Below are 26,921 nucleotides of genomic sequence, written 5' to 3' on the forward strand. Positions count from 1 at the left end.
CGGTCCTCATGCCCAAATCCTCACGCCAACGTCATGCCCGCCGCGCGCACCGTCTCCGCGCCCTGCAGGAAGAAGCGCGCCGCCACCGCGTCGCTCAGCGCCGACAGCCGGTTCTCGACCCCGATCAGCGTCGCCGGCGAAAGCGATTCGGGCTTCACCGTCATCACCATCAGGGCGAGCTCGTTGGCGAGCGCGACCTGCTCCTCCTCCAGCCCGTCGTCGCGCAGCGACGGCAGGGCGGCGAGATGCTCGCGCAGGCGCGCCACCTGAAAGGCCAGGCTACGCGGATTATAGGGATCGAGCGTCACCAGATCGCGCACCGGCACCAGCGCCAGCCCTGTCATGTAACGCGCACGATAGCTGATCTGGCTGTCCATCAGGTCGAGCAGGGTGGTCAGGTCGTCGGCGGTAGCGGCGTCGCTCGCGAACAAGCGGGTCAGGCGGCACGCGACGAGCGCGCGCTCGAGCCGCCGGCCGAGATCGTGGAAGCGCCAGCCGGCCGTGCGTCCCATATTTTCGGCGGCGAGCCCCGCCAGCGCGGCGAACCTTTCCTGCAATTGCCCGACCCGGTTGAGCATGGCGGTCGCGTCGCTGCCCTGCGCGGCCGGCAACGGCATGTCGATCAGCCGCCAGACGTCGGCCGACAGCCGGTCGCGTATGCCGGATGCAATACCCTGAACCGTAGCGAATAAGGTGCGGATACTGGACAGGCCGGTGCCGTCGAGCGCCGCCTCGGCGAGTTCGGCGAGATCGCGGATCGCGCCAAGCTCGTCATCCTCATCCTCTTCCTCTTCGGGATCGTCCTCGATCCGCGCCGCGCCGGTCGAGATGAGCATGGTCGCCAGCCGGTCGAGCGTGACCGGCACCAGACTGGCGCCGCCGTCCGCATCGATCGTGCCGCCGAGTGTCGCGCGCACCAATTGCAACGTCGCCTCGCCGCGTTCGAGATAGCGGCCGAGCCAGTAGAGATTGTCGGCCGCGCGGCTTGGCAAGGTGCCGGGATTGCGGCGCACGGCGACATGCTGGGGCAGCAGCGATACCGGCTCCTGCGGGTGCAGCGAGACGATGCCGACATCCGCCGAATAGGCGCCCTCCCCCATGATCGTCGCCCGTTCGTCGGCGACGTTGCCGAGCCGGGCGAAGCCGCCGGGCATGACGATCCACTTGCCGTCGGCATCGCGCGCGGCGAAGGCGCGCAGGATGAACGGCCGCGCCACCAGTCGGCCGTCGGCGACCACCGGCATCGTCGACAGGCGCACCACCTCGCGCCCGACATAATCCTGCGGCCGGATCGTCATCGCCGCCTCGAGCGCGGCGCGGCCGGATGGATCCAGGCTCGACCCCAGCGTCGTGCCGTCCGGCAGCCCCGCCACCTGCTCCGAAAAGGCTGGGCTGATCAGCAACGTATCGAGTCGCGCCAGCATCTGCTTGCACGGCCCTTCCTGGCCACACCACCAGGTGGCGATGTTGGGCAATTTGAGCGTCTCGCCCAGCAGCTTGCGCGCGAGCGCGGGCAGGAACGCGGCGAAGGCCGGCGATTCGACCACGCCCGCGCCCGGCGCGTTGGCGATGACAGCCTCGCCCGAGGCGATCGCATCCATCAGCCCCGGCACGCCGATCTGCGAACCGGAATCGAAGGCGAGCGGATCGAGGAAGCGCGAATCCATCCTTCGCCACAGCGCATCAACGCGCTTCAGCCCCTCGATCGTGCGGACGTAGAGGCGGTCGTCGCGCACGGCGAGATCGTCGCCCTCGACCAGCAGCAGGCCGAGATAGCGCGCGAGATGGGCCTGTTCCGGATAGCTCTGATTGTAGCGTCCCGGGGTCAGCAGCCCGATGCGCGGATCGGATCGTTTGCACGACGCGGCCAGTCCCTCACGGAAGCCGGCAAAGAACGGCGCGAGCCGCTGCAGGTTGAGCCGCGTCTGCAGCGCGCCCATCACCCGGCTCGCAGCAAGGCGGTTTTCCAGCGCATAGCCCGCGCCGACCGGCGCCCGCACATGATCGGACAGCACCCGCCATTCGCCGTCGGGACCGCGCCCGATGTCGACCGCATAGATATGGAGGCGGTGGCCGCCGCTCGGCGCCATGCCGATCATCGAACGCCAGAAATGGCGCGATCCGGTCAGCAGCGGCGCGGGCAGATGGCCGTCGGCGACAAGCTCGCCCGGGCCGTAAATGTCGCCAAGCACGCGTTCCAGCAGTTCGGCGCGCTGGGCGACGCCCTCGGCAATCCCCTGCCACTCATCCTCGCCGATCAGCAGCGGGAGCGCCGACAGCGGCCATGGCCGCTCGGACGGGTCGCCGGGCAGGCGGAAAGCGGTTCCGATCTCGTCGACCTGCCGCCCGATCCGGTCCTGCAGCCGCTGCAGCCGGCCCTCGGTCAGCCCGGCGACGCCATCGAACAGGTGATGCCACCAGCGCGCGCCGCGCCCCATATCGTCGCGCACGACATCGCCCGCGCCTGCCTGCGATACGTAGGATTCAAGCCAGCCCTGCCCCCATGAGGGCATGCCCGGCAATTGCGCCATGTTGGTGCCCCCCGGCGCCATCGCCTACCCCCCCTCCCGCGTGCGGGAGGGGCCGGGGGAGGGAAAACGGGAGGCAGGCGATTGCGAAGCGGGATATCCCGTCGCCTGACCCTTCCCGCAAGCGGGAGGGGAAAAGATGCGCCCGCCCCTCACAACCCCACCGGCCGTCTCAGATCGAGCGTCATCGGGAAATCGCCCGCATATTCCTCCGGCGGCATCGCGATATTGCCAGGCGTGTGGCCATGCTCGACGAAGCGCGCCTTGCGCCGGGCTTCGGCCTCGTAATCGTTGATCGGCACATGATCGTAATTGCGCCCGCCCGGATGGCCGACATGATAGACGCAGCCGCCGAGCGAACGCCCGTTCCAGCTGTCGAGCAGGTCGAACGTCAATGGCGCATTGGCCGGCAAGCGCGGGTGAAGACAATTCGCCGGCTCCCACGCTTTGTAGCGCACGCCGCCGACCGCCTCGCCCTGATTGCCGGTCGCCGTCATCGGCACCCGCCGGCCGTTGCAGGCAACGATATGGCGCCCGGGGACCAGCCCCGTCGCCCGCACTTGCAGCCGCTCAGTCGAGCTGTCGACATAGCGCACCGTGCCGCCGATTGCCCCGGTTTCGCCCAATACCGGCCACGGCTCGAGCGCGTGGCTGATCTCCAGCCCGACGCCGCCGGCGCTAACGCTGCCGTGGACGGGGAAGCGGAACTGGCGCTGCGCCTCGAACCAGGCCGGATCGAAATCATAACCCGCGCCGCGCAGGTCGCTCAGCACCTCCAGGAAATCGGCCCAGACGAAATGTCCGAGCATGAAGCGGTCGTGCAGGGTCGTGCCCCAGCGCACCAGGTTGCCGCCCTGGGGCTCGCGCCACAGCCAGGCGGTGAGCGCGCGGATCAGCAATTGCTGCGCGAGGCTCATCTTGGCCTCGGGCGGCATTTCGAACCCGCGAAACTCGACCAGCCCCAGCCGTCCGGTCGGGCCGTCCGGCGAGAATAATTTGTCGATACAGATTTCGGTACGATGGGTGTTGCCGGTGACGTCCACCAGCAAATTGCGGAACAGGCGATCGACAACCCATGGCTGCGGCGCATCATTCTGCCCGCGGAACGGGTTCGGCACCTGCGCCAGCGCGATCTCCAGCTCATAGAGGCCGTCATGGCGCGCCTCGTCGATGCGCGGGCTCTGGCTGGTCGGGCCGATGAACAGGCCGGAGAACAGATAGCTCAGCGACGGATGGCGCTGCCAGTAGAGTACGAAACTCTTGAGCAGGTCGGGCCGGCGGATGAACGGGCTTTCGGTGACCGATCGGCCGCCGAGCACGATATGATTGCCGCCGCCGGTGCCGATCGAACGCCCGTCGATCAGGAATTTGTCGGCGGTCAATTTCTCCGCGCGCGCCATGTCGTACAGGCTTGTGGTGAGCTCGACCGTCTCCTCCCAGGTCGACGTGGGATGGATATTGACCTCGATCACGCCGGGATCGGGCGTGACCTTCAGCACCTGCAGGCGCGGGTCGGGTGGCGGGGCATAGCCTTCGATCCGCACCGCGATGCGCGTCGCCTCGGCGGTCCGCTCGACCGCCGCGACCAGCTCAAGATAATCTTCCAGCGTCTCGGTCGGCGGCAGGAAGACCGCGACATATTCGCCGCGCGGCTCGACCGTCATCGCGGTGCGGACCGCGCCTTCGATGATGACCTGCTCGGTCCGCTCCTGCGCGGACTGCGCGTCGGGTGCCATCGCGACCGCCTCGCTGCGCTGCGGATGCCGGTCGGCTCCGGCAGGGGCCGGCCCCTGCTCGCGGAAATCGGGCAAGGGGCCGCGCGGCTCGGTCGTATCGCGGATGTGCAGGAATGGGTAATCCGATTTCGGCACGTGCGGCAGCGACCCCAGCGGCAGGCGGTAGCCGATCGCGCTGTCGCCCGGCGCCAGGAACAGCCGTCCGCGCCGCACCCGCCACTGCTCACTCTTCCAGCGGCGCGGCTCGGGCTGCGCCGCCGCCTGCCACGCCTGGATCGGAAGGACATAGCCGACCGGGCGCGACAATCCATGCTCGAACGCCTTGACCATGCGCGCGCGCACTTCGGGATCGTCGATCGCGGGATCGGTCGGGTCGGTATTGGCCGGCAGGTCGCCTTCCTTGAGCGACCATTGCACCGGATCCTCGAATGCCGGCTGGACATAATCACGCGAGACATCGAGCGTGTCGGCGATCGCCTTGAGGAAACGCTCGGCCTCGTCGACGTCAAGCTGCGTTACATCATGCCCGCCATCGACCGCGATCAGGCTGCTGTCGCGCCACACCGGCGTCCCGTCGAGCCGCCAATAGACCGAATAGCCCCAGCGCGGCAGGCTCTCGCCCGGATACCATTTGCCCTGGCCGTGATGGATCAGGCCCCCCGGTGCGAACCTGTCGCGCATCCGCCGGATCAGGCGATCGGCATAACCCGCTTTAGTGGGCCCGACCGCGTCGGCATTCCATTCCGGCGCCTCGGGATCGGCGGCGGCGAGGAAAGTCGGCTCGCCGCCGGTGGTGAGGCGCACATCCTGCGCCACCAGATCGGCATCGACCCGCCGCCCGAGCGCATCCAGCGCGGACCAACGCGCATCTGTGAACGGCTTGGTGATCCGCACCGCCTCGGCGATGCGCTGCACGTCCATCTCGAAGCCGAAATCCGTCTGCGCCGGCTCCAGCAATGTGCCCTCGATCGGCGTGGCGGAACGATAATGCGGGGTCGCGCACAGCGGGATATGGCCTTCGCCCGCGAACAGGCCGGAGGTCGGATCCATCCCGATCCAGCCCGCGCCCGGAATATAGACTTCCGCCCAGGCATGCAGATCGCACACGTCGCGCGCCACGCCCTTGGGCCCTTCGACCGGAATGATGTCGGGGGTCAGCTGGATCGAATAGCCGGAGACAAAGCGCGCGGCGAAACCCAGCCGGCGCAGTAATTGCACCAGCAGCCAGCCCGAATCGCGGCACGATCCGGTGCCGATTTCCAGCGTCTGTTCGGGAAATTGCACCCCCGGCTCCAGCCGGATGACATAGCCGACCGTCTCGTTGACCGCGCGATTGAGCTCGACCAGAAAGTCGATCGTGCCCATCCGCACATCGCGGAAACGCTCGTATAGCGCCTCGAAGCGCGGTCCTTGGGGTTCCAGCTCGAAATATGGCGACAGGTCGCTCTTGAGGTCGGGGCTATATTGGAACGGGCGCTCGGTCGCATATTCCTCGACGAAGAAGTCGAACGGATTGATCACCGTCAGATCGGCAATGAGGTCGACCGTGACGCGGAATTCGGTCGTCGGCTCGGGTAGCACCACGCGCGCCAGCCAATTGCCGTGCGGATCCTGCTGCCAGTTGACGAAATGCTGCTCGGGCAGGATCGTCAGCGAATAATTGGGCACTGCCGTGCGGCTATGCGGCGCCGGGCGCAGCCGGATGACCTGCGGGCCGAGCATGATCGGCCGGTCGTAACGGTAGGACGTAACGTGATGGAGCGCCGCCTGAATCATCTGCGCACATGCAGCACAGGGCTGCCCCCCCGGCAAGCGCGCATCGCCTTGCCTTTTTCGGTACCCACCGCCATCGCCATCGCCTTCCCTCTCGTACAGGACCTGCCATGAAGACCCGCGCCGCCATTGCGTTCCAGGCAAAGCAACCGTTGGAAGTCGTCGAACTTGATCTGGAAGGGCCGCAGGCCGGTGAGGTTCTGGTCGAGATCATGGCGACCGGCATCTGCCATACCGATGCCTACACATTGGACGGGCTCGACAGCGAAGGGCTGTTCCCCGCCATCCTCGGTCATGAAGGCGCGGGCATCGTGCGCGAGGTCGGTGCCGGCGTCACCAGCGTGAAGCCCGGCGATCACGTCATCCCGCTCTACACCCCCGAATGCCGGCAGTGTAAGTCGTGCCTCAGCGGCAAGACCAACCTCTGCACCGCGATCCGCGCCACGCAAGGCAAGGGTGTGATGCCCGATGGCACCAGCCGCTTCAGCTACAAGGGTCAGAGCATCTTCCATTATATGGGCTGCTCGACCTTCTCCAATTTCACCGTGCTTCCCGAAATCGCGGTCGCGAAGATCCGCGAGGACGCGCCGTTCAAGACGAGCTGCTATATCGGCTGCGGCGTCACCACCGGCGTCGGCGCGGTCGTCAACACCGCCAAGGTCCAGTTCGGCGACAATATCGTCGTGTTTGGCCTCGGCGGCATCGGCCTCAACGTACTGCAGGGCGCCAAGATGGCTGGCGCCAACAAGATCGTCGGCGTCGACATCAACCCGGATCGCGAGGAATGGGGGCGCCGCTTCGGAATGACCGATTTCATCGACGGCCGCGGCAAGTCGCGCGAGCAGACGATCGCCGAAATCCTCGCGCTGACCGACGGCGGGGCGGATTATACTTTCGATTGCACCGGCAATACCGAAGTGATGCGTACCGCGCTTGAGGCCTGTCACCGCGGCTGGGGCACCAGCATCATCATCGGCGTGGCCGAAGCCGGCAAGGAGATCGCCACCCGCCCCTTCCAGCTGGTCACCGGCCGCAACTGGCGCGGCACCGCGTTCGGCGGCGCCAAGGGCCGCACCGACGTCCCCAAGATCGTCGACTGGTACATGAACGGCAAGATCGAGATCGATCCGATGATCACCCATGTCCTCGCCCTGGACGAGATCAACAAGGGCTTCGACCTGATGCATGCGGGCGAGAGCATCCGCAGCGTGGTGGTGTATTGATGGCGTATTGAAAATCGCAGCGGGCTGATGACAATGCAGGACAAGGTCAATCTCGCCGAGAAGCTTGCCAGCTTCTCCGATCATTGGAAGCCGCGCATCGTCGGGGGCTACAATGGCAACGACATCATGGTCGTGCGCATCGAGGGACCCTTCGATTGGCACAAGCATGACGAGACCGACGATCTCTTCCTGGTGATCGAAGGCAAGCTCGACATCGAATTGCGCGATCGCATCGTGACGCTCACCGCAGGCGAATTGTTCGTCGTCCCCGCAGGCGTCGAGCACCGCCCAGTCGCCCGCTACGGTGAGGTGAAGATTCTGCTGATCGAGCCGAGCGGGACGCCCAATACGGGCGATCCGGCGACCGCCGTCGAGAAGCTCAGGATCTGATGATCGCAGGACGCTGATGGCCTTGACCACCTCCTCCCGTTCGGGCTGAGCTTGTCGAAGCCCTGTTCTTGCTAACCCTCGGAAGATCCGGTCAGCCCTTCGACAAGCTCAGGGCGAATGGAGAAGTCAGTTGGAAACCCTCTCGACCAACCGGGCCCATGGCGGCATTCAAGGCGTCTACCGCCACGCGTCCGCCGCGACCGGGACCGACATGTCCTTCTCCGTGTTCGTGCCGGAGCATGACGAAGGCGAGAAACTGCCCGTCGTCTGGTATCTCTCGGGCCTCACCTGCACCCATGCCAACGTCACCGACAAAGGCGAATATCGGCGCGCCTGTGCCGAGCATCGCCTGATCTTCGTCGCGCCCGATACTTCGCCGCGCGGCGAGGGTGTCCCCGACGATCCCGCCGGCGCCTATGATTTCGGCCTCGGCGCGGGCTTCTATGTCGATGCGACGCAGGAACCCTGGGCGGCCAATTACCGCATGGAAACCTACGTCGCCGAGGAATTGCCCGAGCTCGTCCGCGCCGAATTCCCCGCCGACATGGCCCGCCAGTCGATCATGGGCCATTCAATGGGTGGCCATGGCGCGCTCACCATCGGCCTGATCTACCCCGATCGCTACAAGGCCGTCTCCGCCTTCGCGCCGATCGTCGCGCCGTCGCGCGTACCGTGGGGGCAAAAGGCGCTCGCCGGTTATCTCGGGCCGGACCATGGCGCATGGCGCCGGCACGATGCGGTGGCGCTGATCGAGGACGGCGCCCGCATTCCCGAATTGCTGGTCGATCAGGGCGGCGACGATCAATTCCTATCCAGCGAGTTGCGGCCGGAGCTGCTGCGCCAGGCCTGCACCGAAGCGGGCATCGATCTCACGCTCAATATCCGCCCCGGTTACGATCATTCTTATTATTTCATCTCGACCTTCATGGCCGATCAGCTCGCTTGGCATGCCGCGCGGTTGGCGTAGAAGATCGGCGCGATAATCAGGGGGGAAGCTCATGGGGTGGCATAGGCGCAAGCCGATCGAGACGGCGGAAACCCGCACCGGGCCGCGCCTGACGCCTTCGCTCTCCTGGCCGCATCTGATGGCGCTCGGCGTCGGCTCGATCGTCGGCACCGGCATCCTCACGCTCATCGGCGTCGGGGCCGACCGCGCCGGCCCGGCGGTATTGCTGTCCTTCGCCATCGCCGGCGCGATCTGCGCCTGCGCGGCGCTCGCTTATGCCGAAATGGCGACGATGATGCCCGCCGCCGGCAGCGCCTATACCTACAGCTATGCGGTGCTCGGCGAGACGATCGCCTGGATTGTCGGCTGGAGCCTGATCCTCGAATATTCGCTGGTGGTCTCGACGGTCGCGGTCGGCTGGTCGGGCTATGCCGCACCCTTGCTGACCGCGATCGGCTTCCCCGAGGCGCTGACCAAGGGCCCCTCGCTCGGCGGCGTCGCCAACCTGCCGGCGATCTTCATCATCGCCGTCGTCGCCGGCCTGCTCTGCATCGGCACGCGCGAAAGCGCGCGGCTCAACACCATCCTCGTCCTGATCAAGATCGCCACGCTCGCTTTGTTTGTTGCGGTGGCGCTGCCCGCGTTCAACAGCATCAACCTTCACCCGTTCATGCCGCACGGCTTCGCCAAGATCGTCGAGCCCGACGGCACCGCACGCGGCGTGATGGCGGCAGCCGCGATCATCTTCTTCGCATTCTACGGCTTCGACGCCATCTCGACCGCGGCCGAGGAAGCCAAGAAACCCGAGCGCGATCTCGCCATCGGCATCGTCGGATCGATGCTGGTCTGCACATTGATCTACGTGCTGGTCGCCGCGGCGGCCGTCGGCGCCGTGCCCTATACCAAATTCGCCGACAGCCCCGAGCCGCTCGCCCTGATCCTGCGCGAAATGGGCCAGGGACGGATCGCGCACATCATCGCTATCGCCGCCGTGATTGCCTTGCCGACCGTTTTGCTGGGCTTCCTCTACGGCCAAAGCCGCATCTTCCTCGTGATGGCGCGCGACGGCTTCCTGCCGCCCAAGCTCGCCGCCATCTCGGCGCGCGGCACGCCGGTGCGCATCACCATCCTGACCGCGATCATCGTTGCGATCATCGCGGGCGTGCTGCCGATCGACCAGATCGCCGCGCTTGCCAATGCCGGCACGCTCATCGCCTTCATCGCGGTCGCGACCTGCATGCTGGTGATGCGCCGCCGCGATCCCGATATCCGCCGCCCGTTCCGCACGCCCCTGGTGTGGCTGGTCGGCCCGGGAGCGATCCTCGGCTGCCTCTACCTCTTCGCCAGCCTGCCTACCAAAACGATCCTGTGGTGCCTGCTGTGGAACGCGTTGGGCATCGCGATCTATGCGGTCTACGGGCGACATCGCGCGCTTCTGGGGAAGAGCCCGCGCCCATTGCATTAGATCAACCCTGACCGTCGTCGCGAGGCATGGCACGCGCCGCCGCGATCCAGCTCCGGAGGCCGAGCTGGACTTAGCTAAATCACGTGACACCGTTATGTAGCCCACCTACATAACGGTCATGCTCCGGCTGATCCGCTTCATTCTCGCCTCGTTCCCCGTCCTGGCGTTGAGCTCGCCGCTCCTCGCCGCCGACACCCAGGTCGCGGTCGCCGCAAACTTCACCGAGCCCGCCAAGCAGATCGCGGCGGACTTCGCCAAGGCGACCAGCCACCGGGCGATATTGTCGTTCGGCTCGTCCGGCGCATTCTATGCGCAGATGACGCACGGCGCGCCGTTCGAGATCTTCCTGTCGGCCGATGCCGATCGGCCGAAGAAGGCCGAACAGGACGGCATCGCAATGCCCGGCACCCGCTTCACCTATGCGATCGGACGGCTTGTCCTCTATTCGATCGATCCGGCATTGGTCGACCGGCGGGGTGCGGTGTTGAAAGGCGGCAATTTCGCCAGGCTTTCGATCGCCGATCCGATCGCCGCGCCCTATGGACTGGCCGCTGTCCAGACGATGCAGAAGATGGGCGTGTACTCCGCCATCGCGCCGAAAATCGTCAAAGGCACGTCGATCACGCAGGCCTATGATTTCGTCGCGACCGGTGCCGCTCCGCTCGGCTTCATTGCGCTCAGCCAGGTCGTCACCATCCCCGGCGGCTCGCGCTGGCTCGTGCCCCAATCCTTGCACGCTCCTATCGAACAGCAGGCCATCCTGTTGAAGGTCGGCGCCGGCAATCCGGCGGCAAAGGCATTCCTCAAATATCTGCGCAGCCCCGCCGCAATCCGCATTATCAAACGCTACGGCTACGAAACGCGCTGACGTCTGGGGATAATGTGATGGACTCCCCGATCGGCGTCGTGCTCGCCACCACGGCCGAACTGGCACTTGTCACTACTCTGTTGCTGTTGCTGATCGCGACGCCGCTCGCCTGGTGGCTGGCGCGCTCGCGTAGCTGGTGGAAGGAGGTCGCGGGCGCGCTCAGCGCCTTGCCGCTGGTGCTGCCGCCGACCGTGATCGGCTTCTACGTCCTGATCGCGCTCGGCCCGGCAAGTCCGCTGATGGTGCCGCTCCACTGGTTCGGCATCCGCACGCTCGCCTTCACCTTCACCGGGCTGGTGATCGGCTCGCTCTTCTATTCGCTGCCGTTCGCGGTGCAGCCGCTGCGCACGGCGTTCGAGGCGGTCGGCGAGCGCCCGCTGGAGGTGGCGGCGACCCTCGGCGCGGGCCCGCTCGACCGCTTCCTTACCGTGGCGGTGCCGCTCTCACGGCGCGGCTTCATCTCGGCCGCGATCCTGGTGTTCGCGCATACGGTCGGCGAATTCGGCGTGGTGCTGATGATCGGCGGATCCATCCCGGGCCAGACCGAAGTCCTGTCGACGCGCATCTACACCTTGGTGGAAAGCCTGCAATATGGCGCCGCGCACCGCATCGCCGCGGGCCTCGTCGCCTTTGCCTTCGTCAGCCTGTTCGCTTTACTGCTGATCGAGCGCCGCGCCGCACGGATCGCCTTATGACTGGCCAGGTGGAAGCACATTTCAACGGCACGCTGGGCGCGCTTGTACTGGACGCCCGCTTCGCCGTTCCGTCGACGGGCGTGACCGCTTTGTTCGGCCGCTCCGGATCGGGCAAAACCACCATCCTGCGCTGTCTCGCCGGGCAAGAGCACATGACCGGCCTGCTGCGGGTGAATGGTGAGACCTGGCAGGACGAACGCCATTTCCTGCCGCCCGAGCGCCGCCGCGTCGGCTTCGTCTTCCAGGGCGCCAATCTGCTGCCGCACCTCAGCGTCCGCGCCAACCTCGCTTACGCGGCCCGCCGTGCGCACGACCCGCTCCCGCTCGCCGAGATCGTCGACCGCACCGGGATCGCCGCTTTGCTCAATCGCATGCCGGCCCGCCTCTCGGGCGGCGAGGCCCAGCGCGTCGCCATCGCCCGCGCCTTGCTCATCCGGCCGAAACTGCTGCTCCTCGACGAACCGCTGTCCGCGCTGGACAGCGAAGCCAAGGCCGAGCTGTCCGACTATCTCGCGGCCCTGCTGCCGCAGCTCGCCACGCCATCGTTCTTCGTCAGCCACAATCCCGATGAAGTCGCCCGCCTTGCCCATCGCCGCATCCTGATCGACAATGGCCGGGTCGTCGGCGGAACGTCCGACCCCTTGTTGTCCGTCCGCTAAACGAGAAGACCCTTATCGTCAGGCGTGGCAGGCGCCTCGCCGATCAGGACGCCACGCCCAGCTGCTGCAGCATGAAGGACTGCCATTCCGCATTCTGGCGAAAGCGCTCGAACCGCCCCGATTTGCCGCCGTGGCCCGCTTCCATATTGACCCGGAAGACCAAGGGATTGTTGTCGGTCTTGCGCTCGCGCAGCTTGGCGACCCACTTGGTTGGCTCATAATATTGCACCTGGCTGTCCCACAGCCCGGTACCCACGAACAGCGCCGGATAGTCTTTCGCCGTGACATTGTCGTAGGGCGAATAGCTCAGCATATAATCGTAATAGGGCTTCTGCGCCGGGTTGCCCCACTCGTCATATTCGAAGGTGGTGAGCGGGATCGACGCGTCCAGCATCGTCGTCACCACGTCGACGAACGGGACTTGCGCGATGATTACCCTGTAATCGCCGGGCGCCATGTTGGCGACGCCGCCCATCAGCAGTCCGCCGGCGCTGCCGCCCATTGCCGCGACGCGATCGCTGGAGGCATATTTCTGCGCCACCAGATAGCGGGTGACGTCGATGAAGTCGGTGAAGCTGTTCTTCTTATTGAGCAGGTGGCCGTCGTCATACCAGCCGCGCCCCATTTCCTGGCCGCCGCGGATATGGGCGATCGCATAGACCACGCCGCGGTCGAGCAGGCCGATCCGCCCCGCATCCACCGCCGGATCGGTCGAATTGCCGTAGCTGCCATAGGCATATTGGAATAACGGCGCGGTCCCGTCGCGCTTAACGCCCTTGGCATAGACCACCGAAACCGGGATTTTCGTGCCGTCGCGCGCGGGTGCCCACAGACGTTCGGTCACATATTTGGCCGGGTCGTAACCCGGCACCGGCGCCACCTTGAGCACGCGCCGCTCGCCGGTCCTGGCATTGACCTCATAGGTCGTCGTCGGGGTGACGAGCGAACCATAGGTGTAGCGCACCCACGGCGTCGCCGGCTCCTCGTTCACGTCGAGCGCCATGCGATAAGCCGGCTCGTCCGCTTTGACCGGCAGCGACCTGCCGGCATCGCTCAGCAGCCGGATCATGCGGTTGCCGCCTTCGCGCTGGTCGATGGCGACGAAGCCCTCGAACGGCTTGAAGCCTTCGATGAAGACGGTGTCGCTGGCCGGCGTCAGGTCGCGCCACGCGGCAATGCCCTGCGCCAGCGCGCCGTCGGCGACCGTGACCAGCTTGTAATTCTTGGCATCCTTGTTGGTGCGGATGATCCAGTGGTCGCCGATATGGTCCGCACTGTAGCGGAATTCGCGCACGCGCGGCGCGACCACGGTGAAGTTGGCCGGGGAGGCAACGGGGGCGCAGCGTTCCTCGTCGCTGACCGTGCTTTCGACCGCGATGCACACGAACTTGTCGTCGGTGGTGCGGCCTATCCCCATCTGGAACGTGTCGTCCTTCTCCTCATAGAGCAGCCGGTCGCTGGCAGCCGGCGTGCCCAGCACATGCGCCTTCACCTGATAGCCGCGCAGCGTCACCGGATCCTTGGCGATGTAGAGGATCGTCCGATTGTCCGCGGCCCACACGAGGTTCGGTTCGACGTTGGATACGGTGTCGGTCAGCACCTGCCCGGTAGCGAGATCCTTGACCTTCAGCACATATTGCCGACGCCCGATCACGTCCTCCGCCCACGCGACGAGGCGGTTGTCGGGGCTGACCTGCCAGTCGCTCAGCGCGAAGAAACTATGGCCCCTGGCCATCGCCGGTTCGTCGAACAACAGCTCGGCCGGCGCGGCCTTGTCGCCCTTGCGCCGCTCGAAAATCGGATAATCGGCACCGGTCTCGTAACGCGACGCATAATAATAACCATTGTCGAGATAGGGGACCGAGCTGTCGTCCTGTTTGATGTGGGCGACCGTCTCTTGATACAAAGTCGCCTGCAGCGGCTTGAGCTTGGCCAGCTGAGCGTCGGCATAGGCATTCTCGGCGGCCAGATAGGCCAGCATCTCGGGGTTCTTGCGGGTGTCGTCGCGCAGCCAATAATAATCGTCCTCGCGCGGCCCGTTGGGCGACGTCACCTGGAACGGCTTCTTGGCGACGCGCGGCACCGGCACATCCTGCGCAACCGCCCCGCTCGACAGGAGCAAAACCGCACCCGCCCATATCATCCACCGCGCCATGATCATCCCCGCCAACGCCGATATGTGCCGGACATAGCCTGACAACGAAGCCGCGCAACAGCTTCGCGTCCTTCAGGAACCGCGATACCCACGCCACGTTGCGGAAGGGAGGGAACCCAGCCAGCCACGGCCCGATCCGGAGATGTATCATGGACCAGTTCAGCGGCGGTTGCCTGTGCGGCGACGTACGGGTGCGGGCCGACGGACGACCCTATCGCGTCGGTCTCTGCCATTGCCTCGACTGCCGCAAACATACCGGATCGCTGTTCCACGCATCCGCGATATTCCCGGAGGATGCGGTCACGATCCAGGGCGAGACGCGCGACTATCTCGGCCGCTCCTTTTGTCTTCGCTGTGGCTCATCCGTCTTTCAGCGCGACGGTGACGAGATTGAAATCAGCATCGGCGCCCTCGATACCCCGAACCAACTCATGCCAAGCTACGAATTGTGGACGCGCCGCCGCGAAGCCTGGCTCCCGCCCTTCCCGCTAGCAAACCACTATGATGGCGATCGCGACCCCGGCAGCCGGTTCGAGGATTAGCCGTTGACCGAACCACCTGACCCCGACGCTCGGACATGGTCGGTCTACTCGGTGGCCAGGATGATGTGTGAAGCCTTGATCAGAGCCTGCGCGGATGTGCCGATACCCAAGTGCAGCGCGTCGCCGCTTTCGCGGGTGACCGTGGCGGTAAGCGTCTTGCCCTGGCCCAGATCGAGCACGATCTCGTCATTCACCGCGCCCTGGTCATGACGGATGACGGTGCCGGACAGGCAGTTGCGCGCCGAGGTGCGCAGCCGTTCGGCGCCGGGCGCGAGGATGACGAAGCTCGACTTGATGAGCGCCAGTGCTTCCCGTCCCGGAGCGAGGCCGAGATCGGCGACGCTGTCGCCGGTGATGATCGCGACGAGCAGGATCCCGCCGCCAATGTCCAATTCGACCTCGGAATTGACCGCCCCCGGCGTCACCGATCGGACGATCCCGCGGAAGGTGTTGCGTGCGCTTGTCCTCAACCCGAGCCGCCAGATCAACCCGGCCGGGTCTTCGCCCTGTGCCAGCACGCCGTCCAGCCGCTCGATCGCTTGCGCCAGCTCGCTCTCGATCGCGCGATAGGCGGCCAGCACGGTCTCCCCCGCCGCGGTGATGCGCGCCGTGCCGCCGGCGCGCCCGCCCGGCTGCGCCTCGACCAGCGGCCGCTCGAACAGATTGTTGAGCGCCTGCACCGCGTCCCACGCGCCTTTATAGCTGATACCCGCTTCCCTGGCGGCGGCGCTGATCGACCCGTGCTGTCCGATCGCCGCGAGCAGGGCCAGCCGCTGCGGGCCGGCATTGCCGGAGGCACGCGTGAGTTGCAGGATGGCGCGGGCGCTGTCGGTCATCGCAGACCGTCATAGACCAGCTTCGCGCCGATCAGCAGCATCAGCCAATATATCAGGATGTAGAAGCGATCGGCATCCACCCGCCGCACCAGCCACACCCCCGCAAAGGTGGCGGGGATTGCGATCGGCAGCAGGATGAGGCTCGCCAGCAGATGGTCGCGCGTGAACTGGCCAAGGGCGACATAAGCGGGCACTTTGATCCAGTTGAGCGCGGCGAAAAAGATCGCGGTCGTGCCGACCAGCACGTCGCGCGGCAGCCGACGGGGCAGGACGTAGATCTGGAAGGGCGGCTGGCCGGCATGGGCGATCTGGCTGGTGATGCCGGACGCAACCCCCATGGCAAAGCCGAACCAGCCTGGCGGATCGGCCGGCGCCGGAATCCTGCCGCCGCGCTGCAGCCACAAGCTCCGGATAGCGAAGAGGATCGATATCGCGCCGAGCAAGACCTGCATCGCGCCTTCCGGCACGTTGGCCGCGAACAGATAGGCCAATCCGACGCCGAGCGCCGCCCCCGGAAGCATCAGCGCGATGATGCGCCCGTCCCACGTCCGGCGGAACGCCCATACCCCGACCACATCCTGCGCGATCAGGATCGGCAGCATGATCGCGGCCGCCTCCACCGGCGCCACCACCAACGCCAGCAACGGCGTGCCGATCGCGCCGACGCCCGCAAAGCCGCCCTTGCTGAGCCCGAGCAAAAGCACCGCCAGCCCGCCGGCGGCGAGGAACCAGGGATCGTGCAGCAACGCCATACCGCGCCTGTCGCCGCTCCAGCGCGGCGGAGCAAGCCTGCCGCTGGCACAGGGAGCTAGCCTGGCCTAAAATGCCGTCATGCCCACGCGCCCGATCGTCGTCGTCGCCCAGCCCCATCTCGCCCGGCTGATCGGCGCGCTCGAGGGGCGCTACGAGCCACTACCCTTATGGGAGGAAGCCAGCCGGCCGCGCCTGGGCGAGGGACGCGCGCTGGTGGTGGCGGGCGAGTTCCCCCTCGATCCGGCGCTGATCGGGGCGATGCCGCAGCTCGGCCTGATCGCCTGCTTCACGGTCGGCTATGATGGCGTCGACGTGCCGGCGATGCGGGCGCGCGGCATCGCCGTTGCCCACGCCCATGATGCCAATGACGAGGATGTCGCCGATCACGCCATCGGCCTGATCATCGCCCATCGCCGACAGATCGTGGCCGGCGACCGAGCCGTGCGCAATGGCGGCTGGACCAGCGGCGCCAAAATGCTCACCCGCTCGCTCGGCCACGCCAGGATCGGCATCGTCGGCATGGGCAGCATCGGTCAGGCGTTGGCGCGGCGCGCGGAGGCGATGCGAATGCGCGTTTCGTGGTGGGGTCCACGTGCTAAGCCGGATCTTGCATGGCCGCGCCTCGACAGTCTCATCGCGTTAGCCGAGAACAGTGACATCCTGGTCGTCGCGGCGCGCGCCGATAGCGGCAATCGCAAGATGATCTCCGGAGAAATCATGGACGCGCTTGGGCCGGACGGATTGCTCGTCAACATCGCGCGCGGCCAGTTGATCGACGAGGACGCGCTGATCGCTCGCTTGCGCGACGGGCGCCTCGGCGGGGCGGCGCTGGACGTCTTCGCGCAGGAACCGACACCGTCTGCGCACTGGGCAGAGGTGCCCAATGTCGTCCTCACGCCGCACACCGCCGGCGCGACCGACGCCGCCGTCGCCCGCATGACGGCGATGCTGATCGCGAACCTCGACGCCTTCTTCAGGGGCGCGCCGCTGCCGACACCCGTCCCCTGATGGCGAAGCGTGCCGGCGGGGTTGCCCCGCCGGCGTGCCTCATTTTGCCGGTGTAGCAGCGGGGGCAGGAGCCGACGCCGCGCCTGGCGGCGGAGGCGGCGGCGGCCCATTGCCAGGCGGGGGCGGCGGCGGGCCATCGCCGTGGCCGTGGGGCGGGCCGTGACGATCCGGCGGTCCGCCGAGCGGCCCGAGGGCGGTGACCTTGCCGGCGGCATCGACCAGGAACGAGGCGTGGAGCACCCCCCGGTCGAAGCGGCCCTGCGCCGTGAGCGGCGCGCCGACCACCGCCAATGCGCGGCTATCACCTTCCCGGCCGGTGTCGACCAGCGCCCGGGCACTGCCGTCATCCACGACCAGTTTGTTGCCGAATATTTCGGCGACGCGTCCGCGCACGGTCACGATGCCGCTGTCGGAGGACAGGCTGCGGATTGCGACCGGCTTGAGCGGCGCCATCTCGATTGCGGGTTTCATGTCATGGCCGACGACGGCACCAGCGACGCCGCCGATGGCGAGGATAGCGGCGGCGCCGATGGCGAGCACAGTCCGTGGCGGCAAAGCCCGCCGGCGCGTTGCATTTTCTGGGGTGGGATCGTTCATGCTATCAACTCCTCTGCTTAGGCGGCCTTTCTACCCGCCTTCCGCTATCGCCCACTGAACCGCGCCGTTCAGATTGGGTTTAGCGGGTCGGCCTAATCGGGGCGTTCACCGGCGGAGTTTCGACCTATGCGCGTGCTGCTGGTGGAGGACGATGTTGATCTCGCGAACAGCATCGCCCGCGCGCTACGCGCCGAGCATTTCGCGGTCGACGTGGCGGCCAACGGCGAAGATGGCGGGCATCTCGGCGCGACCGAAGCCTATGACGCGGCGGTGCTCGACCTGGGCCTGCCCAGGCGCGACGGCATTTCGATCCTTGCCGAATGGCGCGCGACCGGGCGGATGCTGCCTGTCCTTATTCTGACCGCGCGCGACGCCTGGTCGGACAAGGTCCAGGGCTTCAAGGCCGGTGCGGACGACTATCTGGTCAAGCCGTTTCGCGTCGAGGAACTGGTCATGCGGCTGCGCGCGCTGGTCCGGCGCGCCGCCGGTCACGGCGCCAGCATCCTCCAATGTGGGCCGGTGACGTTCGACGCGCAGACCGGCCAGTTCGAATTGCACGGGCTGCCGTTGAAGCTCACTGCGTTCGAATGGCGCGTGCTGTCCTGCCTGATGCTGCGCAAGGAGATCGTGGTCGATCGGATGGACCTGCTCGAACGGGTCTATGAACAGGATGCGGATGTCGATTCCAATTCGCTGGAGGTGATCGTCGGCCGCCTGCGCCGCAAGATCGGCGCCGAGCGGATCGAAACAATACGCGGCCGCGGTTATCGTCTTACCGGGGATCAGCCATGCGCTTGATGCCGCGTTCGCTGTTCGGTCGGCTGCTCGGCACGGCGATCGTCGCCGTCATCGCGGCGCTCGCTTTCGCCGCCTTCGCGATTGGCAATGTGCTGGAGCATTTCGTGATGCGCGGCCTCGATGACCGGCTCGATGCCCAGATTGCGATCGTCGCGCGCGCGGTGCGGCCGGACGGCAGCGTCGATCCCGTGCGGGCGATTGATCTTCCGCCGTTCGATCGTCCAGGCAGCGGCTGGTCTTGGGAAATCCGCGCGCCCGGTGGACATCTGCGCTCCGCCTCGGTCGGTGGGGGCGAGATCGCGCCACCGGGGCCGTTGCCGACACCACCGCACTGGCACGACGTGCCAAGCCCACGGCCATTCGATGGCCGCGACGCGTCCGGGCTCAGGATCCATGGCCGGGTGGCGAGCGTGCCGACGACCCGAGGCAACGCCGAAATCCTTGCGGTCGGTCCGCGCGCGATGATCGAGCGTCCGCTACGCGCCGCGATGGCGCCGCTGTTGCTCTCCCTCCTGGTGCTTGGCGCCGCGCTGGCGCTGGCGATCCTGGTTCAGTTGCGCGTCGGGCTGCGTCCGCTGGTTCGTCTGCGAGCCACGCTGGCGGATGTGCGCGCGGGGCGTCGCACGCACGTTGACGCCACCGAACCGAGCGAGCTGCTTCCGCTGGTTGAGGAATTGAACGCGTTGATCGATGCCAATCGCAGCGCGCTGGTGCAGGCGCGCGGCCATGTCGCGAACCTCGCCCATGGCCTCAAGACGCCACTGGCGGCACTGCGGCTGGATGTGGACGCTATGTCGCAACCGCTTCTCGTCCGTCATATCGACCGGATCGATGCACAGATCCGGCATCATCTCGGACGCGCACGCGCCGCCAGCCCGGCCGGCGCCGGTGCCGGCGTCACCAAGCTGGCGCCGCACGTGATCGACCTGGCCGATGCACTTGGGCGCATCCACGCCGAGCGCGCAATCCGGGCGAATATCCTCATCGACGATGCGCTCATGGTACGCTGCGACCCGCAGGATCTGGACGAGATGGTCGGCAATCTGCTCGACAATGCCTGGCGCTGGGCACGTCGCGAAGTCGAGATCGTGGCGACCGACCAGGGCCGCATGGTGAACCTCAGGATTAGCGACGACGGTCCCGGCATATCCCAAGCCTTGCTGAGCGCCGCAATCGAACCCGGGCGCCGCCTCGATGAGGCGGGCGAAGGCCATGGTTTCGGCCTCTCCATCACACGCGAATTGGCGGAGCTCCACGGCGGAACGCTAATGCTTGCCAACCGCGTAACTTCCGGTCTGGTCGCGACCCTCTGCCTCCCTTCCGGGATCTTATGACTTACTCGCACGTACCATATGCTGCAGCGCAACAAAATTCTTGCGGTTGACGTATAGGTAAGGCAAACTTGGTTTATGGAATCGAGCAAGCTGGTGCTGGAGGCGATCGCGCTCCGCAAATGTATTGAGGCGACTTATAACCGCGCGGCGGTGAAACTGGCGCCGCACATCCTCTATACCAAACATGGCGAGTTGTTCGTCGATGCGGTGACCGTCGAGCGCGAGGGGCGGCCGCCGAAGGAGACGAAGCTCGGCACGTTCAAGCTGGCGGGCCTTACCATCCGTGAGATCGTCAGCCGTACTTTTCAGCCGGAGCCGGTGTTTAACAGCGCCGATCCCAAATATGCCGGCGCGACCCTGTTCGCGGTCGAGGCCTAATCGACCAAGGCTATCGACGGACCGACACTATTCGGTGCGAGTTCGGAAATTGCTTAGGCATGTCCCCGTCTGCCGGGCGAGGCGGCCATGCTGCGGGACGAGCGGCTCCGTCGGCACCGGCATGGGGACCCGCTGCGGCATCGGCACGCTCGGCGGATAATCGTCATCATTGTCCGCAGGCTTGTGCGGCGGGCCGGACCTTGGCTCGAGACCGTAGTGGCACGTCGACACATGTGCCGGGAATAGCCGCCCCATCTCTATCTTTTCTCGCTCATCTGCCAATCCTGGCCGGGCGGCTTGACCATCGCTTCCCCGCAAATACGGCAGGTCGTGACGAACGCCGCGCCTTCCCATCGGCTCCCGAGCAAATCGGGCACATGCCGCTTCAGGAGCGAATGGAGATTCATCCGATCGCCTTGTCGCTGGGGCTTGCCGCGATAATGACCGGGGCGCTGCCACCTGGAGCAGCGTAACCGGCAAAGATGTCCGGTGCCACGCCACCGGGTACCATATTGGACTCGCGCGGTCCCTCACCCAGAAGGCCGAACATTATTGGCGCGATTTGCAGGTCCCCAATCCGATAGGCGGCATCCAACTCAAGCCGGAGCAGCTCAGGCGCGCCTGGCTCAGGGAAAGTGGGCATAATAGCTCCTCGTAGGAGCGGGAGCGCGAACACTCTCTCAGTCGCTTCTTGCTCGATCAAGATGAAGCGATGACCCACATATGGGCCCGGCCAAGCGTCATTGCGACACATTCCTTCGCTAGGCGCCGCCCGGTCAGGGCTTGATCGTCGCCGACATCGGTAATTGCATCACGCGAACATGATCTTGGTCTTCGATGAACAAGGTCACATGAACAGTTGAGCAGCCATGTTTGAGCTCATCGGCGATGATGTCGGCGCCGGCACAAACCGCCTCCTTGCGCGCGGCCTCCTGGTCGACGCATTCGCGCCCAACCTCGTCCGCCAAAAAGCCTTCACCATTTTCGAGGTGGATATAAAAACGCGGCATGGCGTCACAAACCCCGATGCCCCGGGTCGTTCCATCCGAATTGGCGGTACCGGCGCGACCGCGCGATCAGATGGACGGCGATTGTCCCGGCGAAGCCGCGCCACGCGGATGGATCAGCGCGACCTTGCGCGCGCCCGCCCAGATTTCGACGGCATCAGCATGATCGAGCCGCTCGGCTTCCGCGCACGCCTCGGCGTCGGTCGCGACCGTCACGATCTCGGACCGCGTGATACGCCCTTCCCGGTTCAGGAAATAGAGCCGATAATCCTGCACTGAGCCCCCGGCGAGAAGCGTAACCCCGTCTGGGCACGCGATGTCGGCAGCGCCAAGCGCTACCGACGAACAGCTCTCATAGCGCATCCCCGGGAGAGCGCATTGCCTTGGATCAACCCATTGCCGCGCCGTGGGTGCGCCGGCGGAAGGTGTGTGGCGGGCCGATGCGGCCCGCCATCATATTCTAACGTCGACCGCGCAGCGTGTTGAGGATCGCCACGCCGACCACGCCAAGCAATGCCGCTGCCGCGAAGGGGCGTTTGCGGGCAAAGCCCTTGGCCTGATCGACCAGCGGTCCGACGCCGCCGGACAGCGCTTCGCTCGCGGCACCATAAGCCTTCTGCGCCTTGCCCGTGAGCTGATCAGTCAGACCCTCGCTCTGCAGCGAGCTATTGCCGGTGAAGTCGCCGGCAGTTTCCTTGACCTTACCGGTAAGATCGCGGCCCTCGCCGCTCAGCTGATCGTCGTTCATCGGTTTTCTTCCCATTGCCCACGCCGTGATAGCGCAGGTCGCGACGCATCAACGGGCGGGGCCGTCTTTCTATCCGCGTGCCGTCCAGTCGCGCACGCTGCGCCGTGCATCCTGCACGAAACGCGACCGGCGTACCGCCCACAGGAATAGACCGCCGATTACCCGGCCCGACGCCCGCACCGGCCGGCGAAACTGGATCAGCAAAACGACCCGCGTTTCATTTGTATCGTTCGCCACTTCATGTTCGAACGTATCGTCGAATATGAGCGCCCGTCCTGCCTGCCAATGCAATCTATGATCGACGACCCGCATCCAGCAGCGCGCCTCGTCGCGCGGTACGCTGAGGCCAAGGTGGCAGGTCATGATCGCCTTGGTAACGCCGACATGGGGCGGAATGTGCGTCCCCGGCGCCAGTACCGAGAAAAAGGCCGAGTTCAGGCCGGGTACGGCACGGAGCAAGGCATCGGTGCGGGGGCAACGCCGGATGTTCGCTTCCTCGCGATAACCGTAACCGTAGAGAAAGAAGGAACGCCACTTCTTGGGCGGCGCGATGTCGCGATGATCCGGCGAGATTTCCGCGAGCGGAGGTACGGTCTCCAGGTCGTGGAGGGCGGCCGCGGCCTCGCGCTGGATCTCGATCCAATGGTCTTCGAGCGCGGCAACCCAGGGAAAGTCGCGAACATCGTGCACTGGGCGATCGGCGACTTGTGAGCCGTTGGCGACGATCCGGTTGACCATCGGCTGGAGCTGCCGTCCGAGCCGCATCCACAGCGGCTGGCGCGGTACCAGGGCGGCATTCGGCGTGGCCGTCCGCTGCGCCACATCGTCGACCATATCCTCGCCTCGCGGAAGCAACTCCGACACTCGACCGTCATCCCATTCCACAGCGCGCGGCGAGCATCTTTAGGTTCGGCCAAAGCCCTTGGCTAGCCATGCGCCAGCCCGCGACTATTCGCGCACGATCGTCCCACCTTTGATAACCAACCGCACATCACCGACCGCGGTCACGTCGCGCGTAGGATCCCCCGCCACCGCGACGATATCCGCCAGCAGACCCGGCCTGAGCGCCCCTACGTCGGTAAGATGAAAGATGCGGGCGTTACCGGAGGTGGCGGCAGTGAGCACCTGGATCGGCGTCATTCCCGCGCGCTGCATCAGCACCATCTCGCGGCTATTCTGGCCGTGCGTGAAGACGCCGACGTCGCCGCCGACGCACATCGCGACACCTGCGGCCAGTGCGAGCCGGAAACTTTTGACATTCTCCTCGACGGCCGGCGGTGCCGGATCCTGTCCGTTCCAGCCACGATAACGCGACACCGCATCCGACGCCGCCAGTGTCGGGCAGAGCGCGATCCCCTTGTCATGCATCGCGCGGAAGATTTCGGCCGTGCCGCCATAACCATGCTCGATCGTATCGACGCCCGCGGCGATCGCGCGGCGCATGCCCTCGGCAGTGGCGGCATGCACCGCCGCCAGCCGACCCGCATCGTGGGCCGTGGCGGTGCCCGCGGTCAGTTCCGCCTGCGTTAGCGTCGCCCGGCTCGGTTCCTTCGGCATATAATGATAATCGGCATACATCTTCACCACGTCCGCGCCGGCGGCGATCTGATCGCGCGCGGCACGGACCATCTCCTCTACACCGCTCACCTCCTGGGCACCCTGGGGCACCTTCACGCCCGGCTCGAACCCCTTGGGTCCATAGGCGCCCTCGGCCACGATCGCGCGTGCGGCAACCAGCAGGCGCGGACCCGGCACGATCCCTTGGTCGATCGCCTGCTTGAGGCCGACATCGGCATAGCCCGCGCCTTCGGTGCCGAGATCGCGCTCGCTGGTGAAGCCGGCCATCAACGTGGCGCGCGCCTGGACGACCGCGCGGGCGGTGCGCAGCGCCAGCGGCTCGTGCAGCACCTGATCGTCCCAGCTGGCCTCGTTATAGGGGTGCAGGAACAGGTGGCTGTGGCCTTCGATCATGCCAGGCATGACGGTATCGCCCGGCAGATCGATCACCCGCGCGCCGGCCGGCGTCGCCAGATGCGGCCCGACGGCGGCGATGCGCTCACCCTCGACCAGCACTTCCCACCCGGGATGGACGGCGGTGCCGTCGAAGACGCGATCGGGCCGTAACAGGGTCGCGGGGCCGGCCGCGAGCAACGGCGTGGCGATACCGAGCATCAGCGCACACAAAGCCTTCATCACTCGCCTCCCTTGTCGCCCGGATTTTCGCGCGCGATACCGGGCCATGGATAAAGCGACAGGACGGCTCCGCAAGATCATCCCGCTGATTGTACTGGCGTTGGCCACGCAGGCGCATGCGGCCCTGCCCGAGATGGCAAGATGGCGGGCGGAAGCCGCCCGGGTGACGATCACCCGCGACGATTGGGGCATCGCCCATGTCAGCGGCAAGACCGATGCCGACGCGGTGTTCGGCGCGATCTATGCCCAGGCGGAAGATGATTTCGCCCGGATCGAAGCCAATTACCTGACCGCGCTCGGCCGCACCGCGGAAGCGGAAGGCGAGAGTGCGATCTGGCAGGATGTGCGCCAGCGCCTGTATGTGGATCCTCTCGACCTGCAGGCCCGCTATCGTGCCAGCCCGACCCGGCTGAAGGCGCTGATGGATGCGTGGGCGGACGGACTGAACTATTATCTCGCCACCCACCCGCAGACCCGCCCCAAGGTGCTGACCCGGTTCGAACCGTGGATGGTGCTGAGCTTCACCGAGGGCAGCATCGGTGGCGACATCGAGCGTATTTCGCTCACCGAACTCAAAAGCTTCTACGGCGGGAAGCTTCAGACGAAGACCGCGCTGGAAACCGGCGCCGAGCCGCAGGAGCCGCGCGGCTCCAACGGCATCGCGATCGCTCCGAAGAATACGGTCGACGGCCATGCCCTGCTGCTGATCAACCCGCACACCAGCTTCTATTTCCGCTCCGAACTGCAGATAACCAGCGGGGAGGGACTGAACGCCTATGGCGCGTCCACCTGGGGACAATTCTTCATCTACCAGGGCTTCAATGAGCAAGCGGGCTGGATGCACACCTCGTCCGGCGTCGACAATGTCGATGAGTTTGCCGAGACGATCGTGCGCCGGAACGGGAAGATGTTCTACCGCTACGGCAAGGCACTTCGCGCCATGACGATAGTGCCGATCACCGTACGTTATCGCCGGTCGGATGGCAGGCTCGATGCGCTTCAGGTCGTCACATTTCGCACCCATCACGGGCCTATCGTGGCGTTGCGTGACGGCAAAATGATCGCCGAGGCGTTGATGTGGAAGCCGGTTCCCGCGCTTGAGCAGAGCTGGTTGCGCACCAAAACCAGCGATCTTGCCTCCTATATGAAGGTTGCGGGGCTGCAGGCCAACTCGTCAAACGACACGCTTTTTGCCGATCGGAAGGGCGAAATCGCCTATCTCCACCCCCAGTTCGTACCCATTCGCGACGCGCGTTTCGACTATACCAGGCCGGTCGACGGATCGGATCCGGCGACCGATTGGAAGGGGCTGCACACGATCGCCTCGCTGCCCAATGCGATCAATCCCCGCGTCGGCTGGGCCAAGAACACCAATGATTGGCCATGGACCGCGGCGGGGCCGGACAGCCCCAAAGCGAAGGATTATCCGCGCTATATGGACCAGACCGGCGCCAATTGGCGGGGCCCGCATGCCGACCGCGTGCTCACCGGCGTGCACGATTTCACGCCTGAAAAGCTTAGGAAGGCGGCGTTCGACAGCTGGCTGCCCGCCTTCGACACGCTCATCCCGCAGCTCCTCGACGCTTATGACGCGCTTGCGGCGAATGATCCGCAGCGCGCGGCACTCGCCGAGCCGATTGCCTTGTTGCGCGGCTGGGACCATCGCTGGAGCGCCAAGTCGGAGGCGACGACGCTCGCCATCTTCTGGGGCGACACCTTGTGGCCGCAGGTCGGCGCCTTCGCCAAGGCGGAACGGATGAACGTCCCCGATTATATCGCGCAACGCGTGTCGCCGGCGGCCAAGCTTACCGCGCTCGCCAAGGCGAAGGACCGGCTGGTTCGCGACTTCGGCCGCTGGCGCGTGGCCTGGGGCGAGGTCAATCGCTTCCAGCGCCTCGACGACAGCATCGATCCGCATTTCGACGACGCCAAACCGAGCCTGGCGGTGCCCTTTACCTCGGCCCAATGGGGGTCGCTCGCCTCGTTCGGAGCCAAGACCTATCCGAACACCAAGCGCTATTATGGGTCGAGCGGGAACAGCTTCGTCGCCGTGGTGGAGTTCGGACCCAAGCTACGCGCCTGGGCGGTCACCGCGGGCGGCGAGAGCGGGGATACCAAGTCGCCGCACTTCAACGATCAGGCGCAGCGTTATATCGACGGCAATCTCCGCCCGGTCTATTTCTATCCGGATGCCCTCGCCGGTCACGTCGAACGTCGCTATCGGCCGGGCGAATGATCAACGCGGACGATCTGCCGATGCTTCTCGACCCCAGCTACCCCGCCCGGAAC

The 26,921-nt window shown here is 66.1% G+C and carries 26 protein-coding genes; 13 read left to right on the forward strand and 13 right to left on the reverse strand.

The features are described from left to right. Positions 1-20: 20 nt before the first annotated feature. Entirely contained in the window at positions 21-2,552 is a 2,532-nt protein-coding gene (locus DX905_RS06825) for a circularly permuted type 2 ATP-grasp protein (protein WP_240320759.1), read from the reverse strand. 128 nt (positions 2,553-2,680) lie between these two features. Then, positions 2,681-6,040 (reverse strand): transglutaminase family protein, encoded by a 3,360-nt coding sequence (locus tag DX905_RS06830; protein ID WP_116090680.1) that lies wholly within the window; start codon positions 6,038-6,040, stop codon positions 2,681-2,683. Positions 6,041-6,147: 107 nt separating this feature from the next. Here DX905_RS06830 and DX905_RS06835 point away from each other — a divergent pair, with 107 nt between their 5' ends. The 7 genes from DX905_RS06835 (at position 6,148) to DX905_RS06865 (ending at position 12,283) form a co-directional block, all read left to right on the forward strand. Continuing rightward, the gene (locus tag DX905_RS06835; RefSeq protein WP_116090681.1) at positions 6,148-7,260 is read left to right on the forward strand and encodes an S-(hydroxymethyl)glutathione dehydrogenase/class III alcohol dehydrogenase; all 1,113 of its coding nucleotides are present in this window, start codon (positions 6,148-6,150) and stop codon (positions 7,258-7,260) included. Between the two features lie 27 nt (positions 7,261-7,287). Continuing rightward, the gene (locus DX905_RS06840) at positions 7,288-7,650 is read left to right on the forward strand and encodes a cupin domain-containing protein (protein ID WP_240320760.1); all 363 of its coding nucleotides are present in this window, start codon (positions 7,288-7,290) and stop codon (positions 7,648-7,650) included. Between the two features lie 130 nt (positions 7,651-7,780). Next, complete coding sequence (gene fghA / locus DX905_RS06845; RefSeq protein WP_116090682.1) at positions 7,781-8,617, forward strand: S-formylglutathione hydrolase; 837 nt, start codon at positions 7,781-7,783, stop codon at positions 8,615-8,617. Positions 8,618-8,648: 31 nt separating this feature from the next. Then, positions 8,649-10,061, forward strand: a complete 1,413-nt coding sequence (locus DX905_RS06850) for an amino acid permease (RefSeq protein WP_116090683.1) — start codon at positions 8,649-8,651, stop codon at positions 10,059-10,061. Positions 10,062-10,179: 118 nt separating this feature from the next. Next, complete coding sequence (gene modA, locus DX905_RS06855) at positions 10,180-10,929, forward strand: molybdate ABC transporter substrate-binding protein (protein ID WP_116090684.1); 750 nt, start codon at positions 10,180-10,182, stop codon at positions 10,927-10,929. A gap of 17 nt (positions 10,930-10,946) precedes the next feature. Then, positions 10,947-11,624, forward strand: coding sequence for a molybdate ABC transporter permease subunit (modB, locus tag DX905_RS06860; RefSeq protein WP_240320761.1), 678 nt, complete (start codon positions 10,947-10,949; stop codon positions 11,622-11,624). Continuing rightward, positions 11,621-12,283, forward strand: a complete 663-nt coding sequence (locus DX905_RS06865; RefSeq protein ID WP_116090685.1) for an ATP-binding cassette domain-containing protein — start codon at positions 11,621-11,623, stop codon at positions 12,281-12,283. The genes modB and DX905_RS06865 overlap by 4 nt, the downstream gene beginning before the upstream one ends. Before the next feature lie 43 nt (positions 12,284-12,326). Here the strand turns inward: DX905_RS06865 and DX905_RS06870 are convergent, their stop codons facing one another. After that, positions 12,327-14,438 carry a S9 family peptidase gene (locus DX905_RS06870; protein ID WP_240320762.1) on the reverse strand — a complete coding sequence of 704 codons (2,112 nt, stop codon included), beginning with the start codon at positions 14,436-14,438 and terminating at the stop codon, positions 12,327-12,329. 149 nt (positions 14,439-14,587) lie between these two features. On the opposite strand from DX905_RS06870, the gene DX905_RS06875 reads away from it, so the two are divergent. Next, on the forward strand, positions 14,588-14,980 hold the full coding sequence (locus DX905_RS06875) for a GFA family protein (RefSeq protein WP_116090687.1): 393 nt from the start codon (positions 14,588-14,590) through the stop codon (positions 14,978-14,980). A gap of 44 nt (positions 14,981-15,024) precedes the next feature. Here the strand turns inward: DX905_RS06875 and DX905_RS06880 are convergent, their stop codons facing one another. Beyond that, positions 15,025-15,816, reverse strand: a complete 792-nt coding sequence (locus DX905_RS06880) for a TOBE domain-containing protein (RefSeq protein ID WP_116090688.1) — start codon at positions 15,814-15,816, stop codon at positions 15,025-15,027. Further along, a complete protein-coding gene (locus DX905_RS06885) occupies positions 15,813-16,568 on the reverse strand; it encodes a sulfite exporter TauE/SafE family protein (RefSeq protein ID WP_116090689.1) in 756 nt (251 codons plus the stop codon). The genes DX905_RS06880 and DX905_RS06885 overlap by 4 nt, the downstream gene beginning before the upstream one ends. Positions 16,569-16,647: 79 nt before the next feature. On the opposite strand from DX905_RS06885, the gene DX905_RS06890 reads away from it, so the two are divergent. Continuing rightward, positions 16,648-17,577, forward strand: coding sequence for a 2-hydroxyacid dehydrogenase (locus DX905_RS06890; protein ID WP_116090690.1), 930 nt, complete (start codon positions 16,648-16,650; stop codon positions 17,575-17,577). Positions 17,578-17,616: 39 nt separating this feature from the next. Here DX905_RS06890 and DX905_RS06895 read toward each other — a convergent pair whose 3' ends face one another. Next, positions 17,617-18,174, reverse strand: a complete 558-nt coding sequence (locus DX905_RS06895) for a hypothetical protein (protein WP_116090691.1) — start codon at positions 18,172-18,174, stop codon at positions 17,617-17,619. A 126-nt stretch (positions 18,175-18,300) separates the two neighbouring features. Here DX905_RS06895 and DX905_RS06900 point away from each other — a divergent pair, with 126 nt between their 5' ends. The 3 genes from DX905_RS06900 (at position 18,301) to DX905_RS06910 (ending at position 20,684) form a co-directional block, all read left to right on the forward strand. Then, the gene (locus DX905_RS06900) at positions 18,301-18,972 is read left to right on the forward strand and encodes a response regulator (RefSeq protein ID WP_116090692.1); all 672 of its coding nucleotides are present in this window, start codon (positions 18,301-18,303) and stop codon (positions 18,970-18,972) included. Next, a complete protein-coding gene (locus tag DX905_RS06905; protein WP_116090693.1) occupies positions 18,963-20,306 on the forward strand; it encodes a sensor histidine kinase in 1,344 nt (447 codons plus the stop codon). The genes DX905_RS06900 and DX905_RS06905 overlap by 10 nt, the downstream gene beginning before the upstream one ends. Before the next feature lie 75 nt (positions 20,307-20,381). Further along, positions 20,382-20,684: a hypothetical protein gene (locus DX905_RS06910; protein WP_116090694.1), complete on the forward strand. Its 303-nt coding sequence runs from the start codon at positions 20,382-20,384 to the stop codon at positions 20,682-20,684. A 257-nt stretch (positions 20,685-20,941) separates the two neighbouring features. On the opposite strand, the gene DX905_RS15985 is transcribed toward DX905_RS06910, so the two are convergent. From DX905_RS15985 to DX905_RS06945, 7 genes are all read right to left on the reverse strand, one after another. Next, positions 20,942-21,091, reverse strand: a complete 150-nt coding sequence (locus DX905_RS15985; protein WP_162875501.1) for a hypothetical protein — start codon at positions 21,089-21,091, stop codon at positions 20,942-20,944. Beyond that, positions 21,088-21,327, reverse strand: a complete 240-nt coding sequence (locus DX905_RS06920) for a hypothetical protein (protein WP_162875502.1) — start codon at positions 21,325-21,327, stop codon at positions 21,088-21,090. The genes DX905_RS15985 and DX905_RS06920 overlap by 4 nt, the downstream gene beginning before the upstream one ends. Positions 21,328-21,460: 133 nt before the next feature. Further along, positions 21,461-21,694, reverse strand: coding sequence for a DUF6894 family protein (locus DX905_RS06925; RefSeq protein ID WP_116090697.1), 234 nt, complete (start codon positions 21,692-21,694; stop codon positions 21,461-21,463). 66 nt (positions 21,695-21,760) lie between these two features. After that, complete coding sequence (locus tag DX905_RS06930; RefSeq protein ID WP_162875503.1) at positions 21,761-22,054, reverse strand: hypothetical protein; 294 nt, start codon at positions 22,052-22,054, stop codon at positions 21,761-21,763. A gap of 97 nt (positions 22,055-22,151) precedes the next feature. Next, positions 22,152-22,439, reverse strand: coding sequence for a CsbD family protein (locus DX905_RS06935; RefSeq protein WP_116090699.1), 288 nt, complete (start codon positions 22,437-22,439; stop codon positions 22,152-22,154). 69 nt (positions 22,440-22,508) lie between these two features. Further along, positions 22,509-23,273, reverse strand: coding sequence for an aspartyl/asparaginyl beta-hydroxylase domain-containing protein (locus DX905_RS06940; protein WP_116090700.1), 765 nt, complete (start codon positions 23,271-23,273; stop codon positions 22,509-22,511). 114 nt (positions 23,274-23,387) lie between these two features. Continuing rightward, the gene (locus DX905_RS06945) at positions 23,388-24,632 is read right to left on the reverse strand and encodes a metal-dependent hydrolase family protein (protein ID WP_240320763.1); all 1,245 of its coding nucleotides are present in this window, start codon (positions 24,630-24,632) and stop codon (positions 23,388-23,390) included. Positions 24,633-24,678: 46 nt separating this feature from the next. Between DX905_RS06945 and DX905_RS06950 the strand changes: the two genes are divergently transcribed. Next, positions 24,679-26,868 carry a penicillin acylase family protein gene (locus tag DX905_RS06950; protein WP_240320764.1) on the forward strand — a complete coding sequence of 730 codons (2,190 nt, stop codon included), beginning with the start codon at positions 24,679-24,681 and terminating at the stop codon, positions 26,866-26,868. The last annotated feature ends 53 nt before the right edge of the window (positions 26,869-26,921 follow it).

Source organism: Sphingomonas crusticola (assembly GCF_003391115.1).
Taxonomy (GTDB): Bacteria; Pseudomonadota; Alphaproteobacteria; order Sphingomonadales; family Sphingomonadaceae; genus Sphingomonas_I; species Sphingomonas_I crusticola.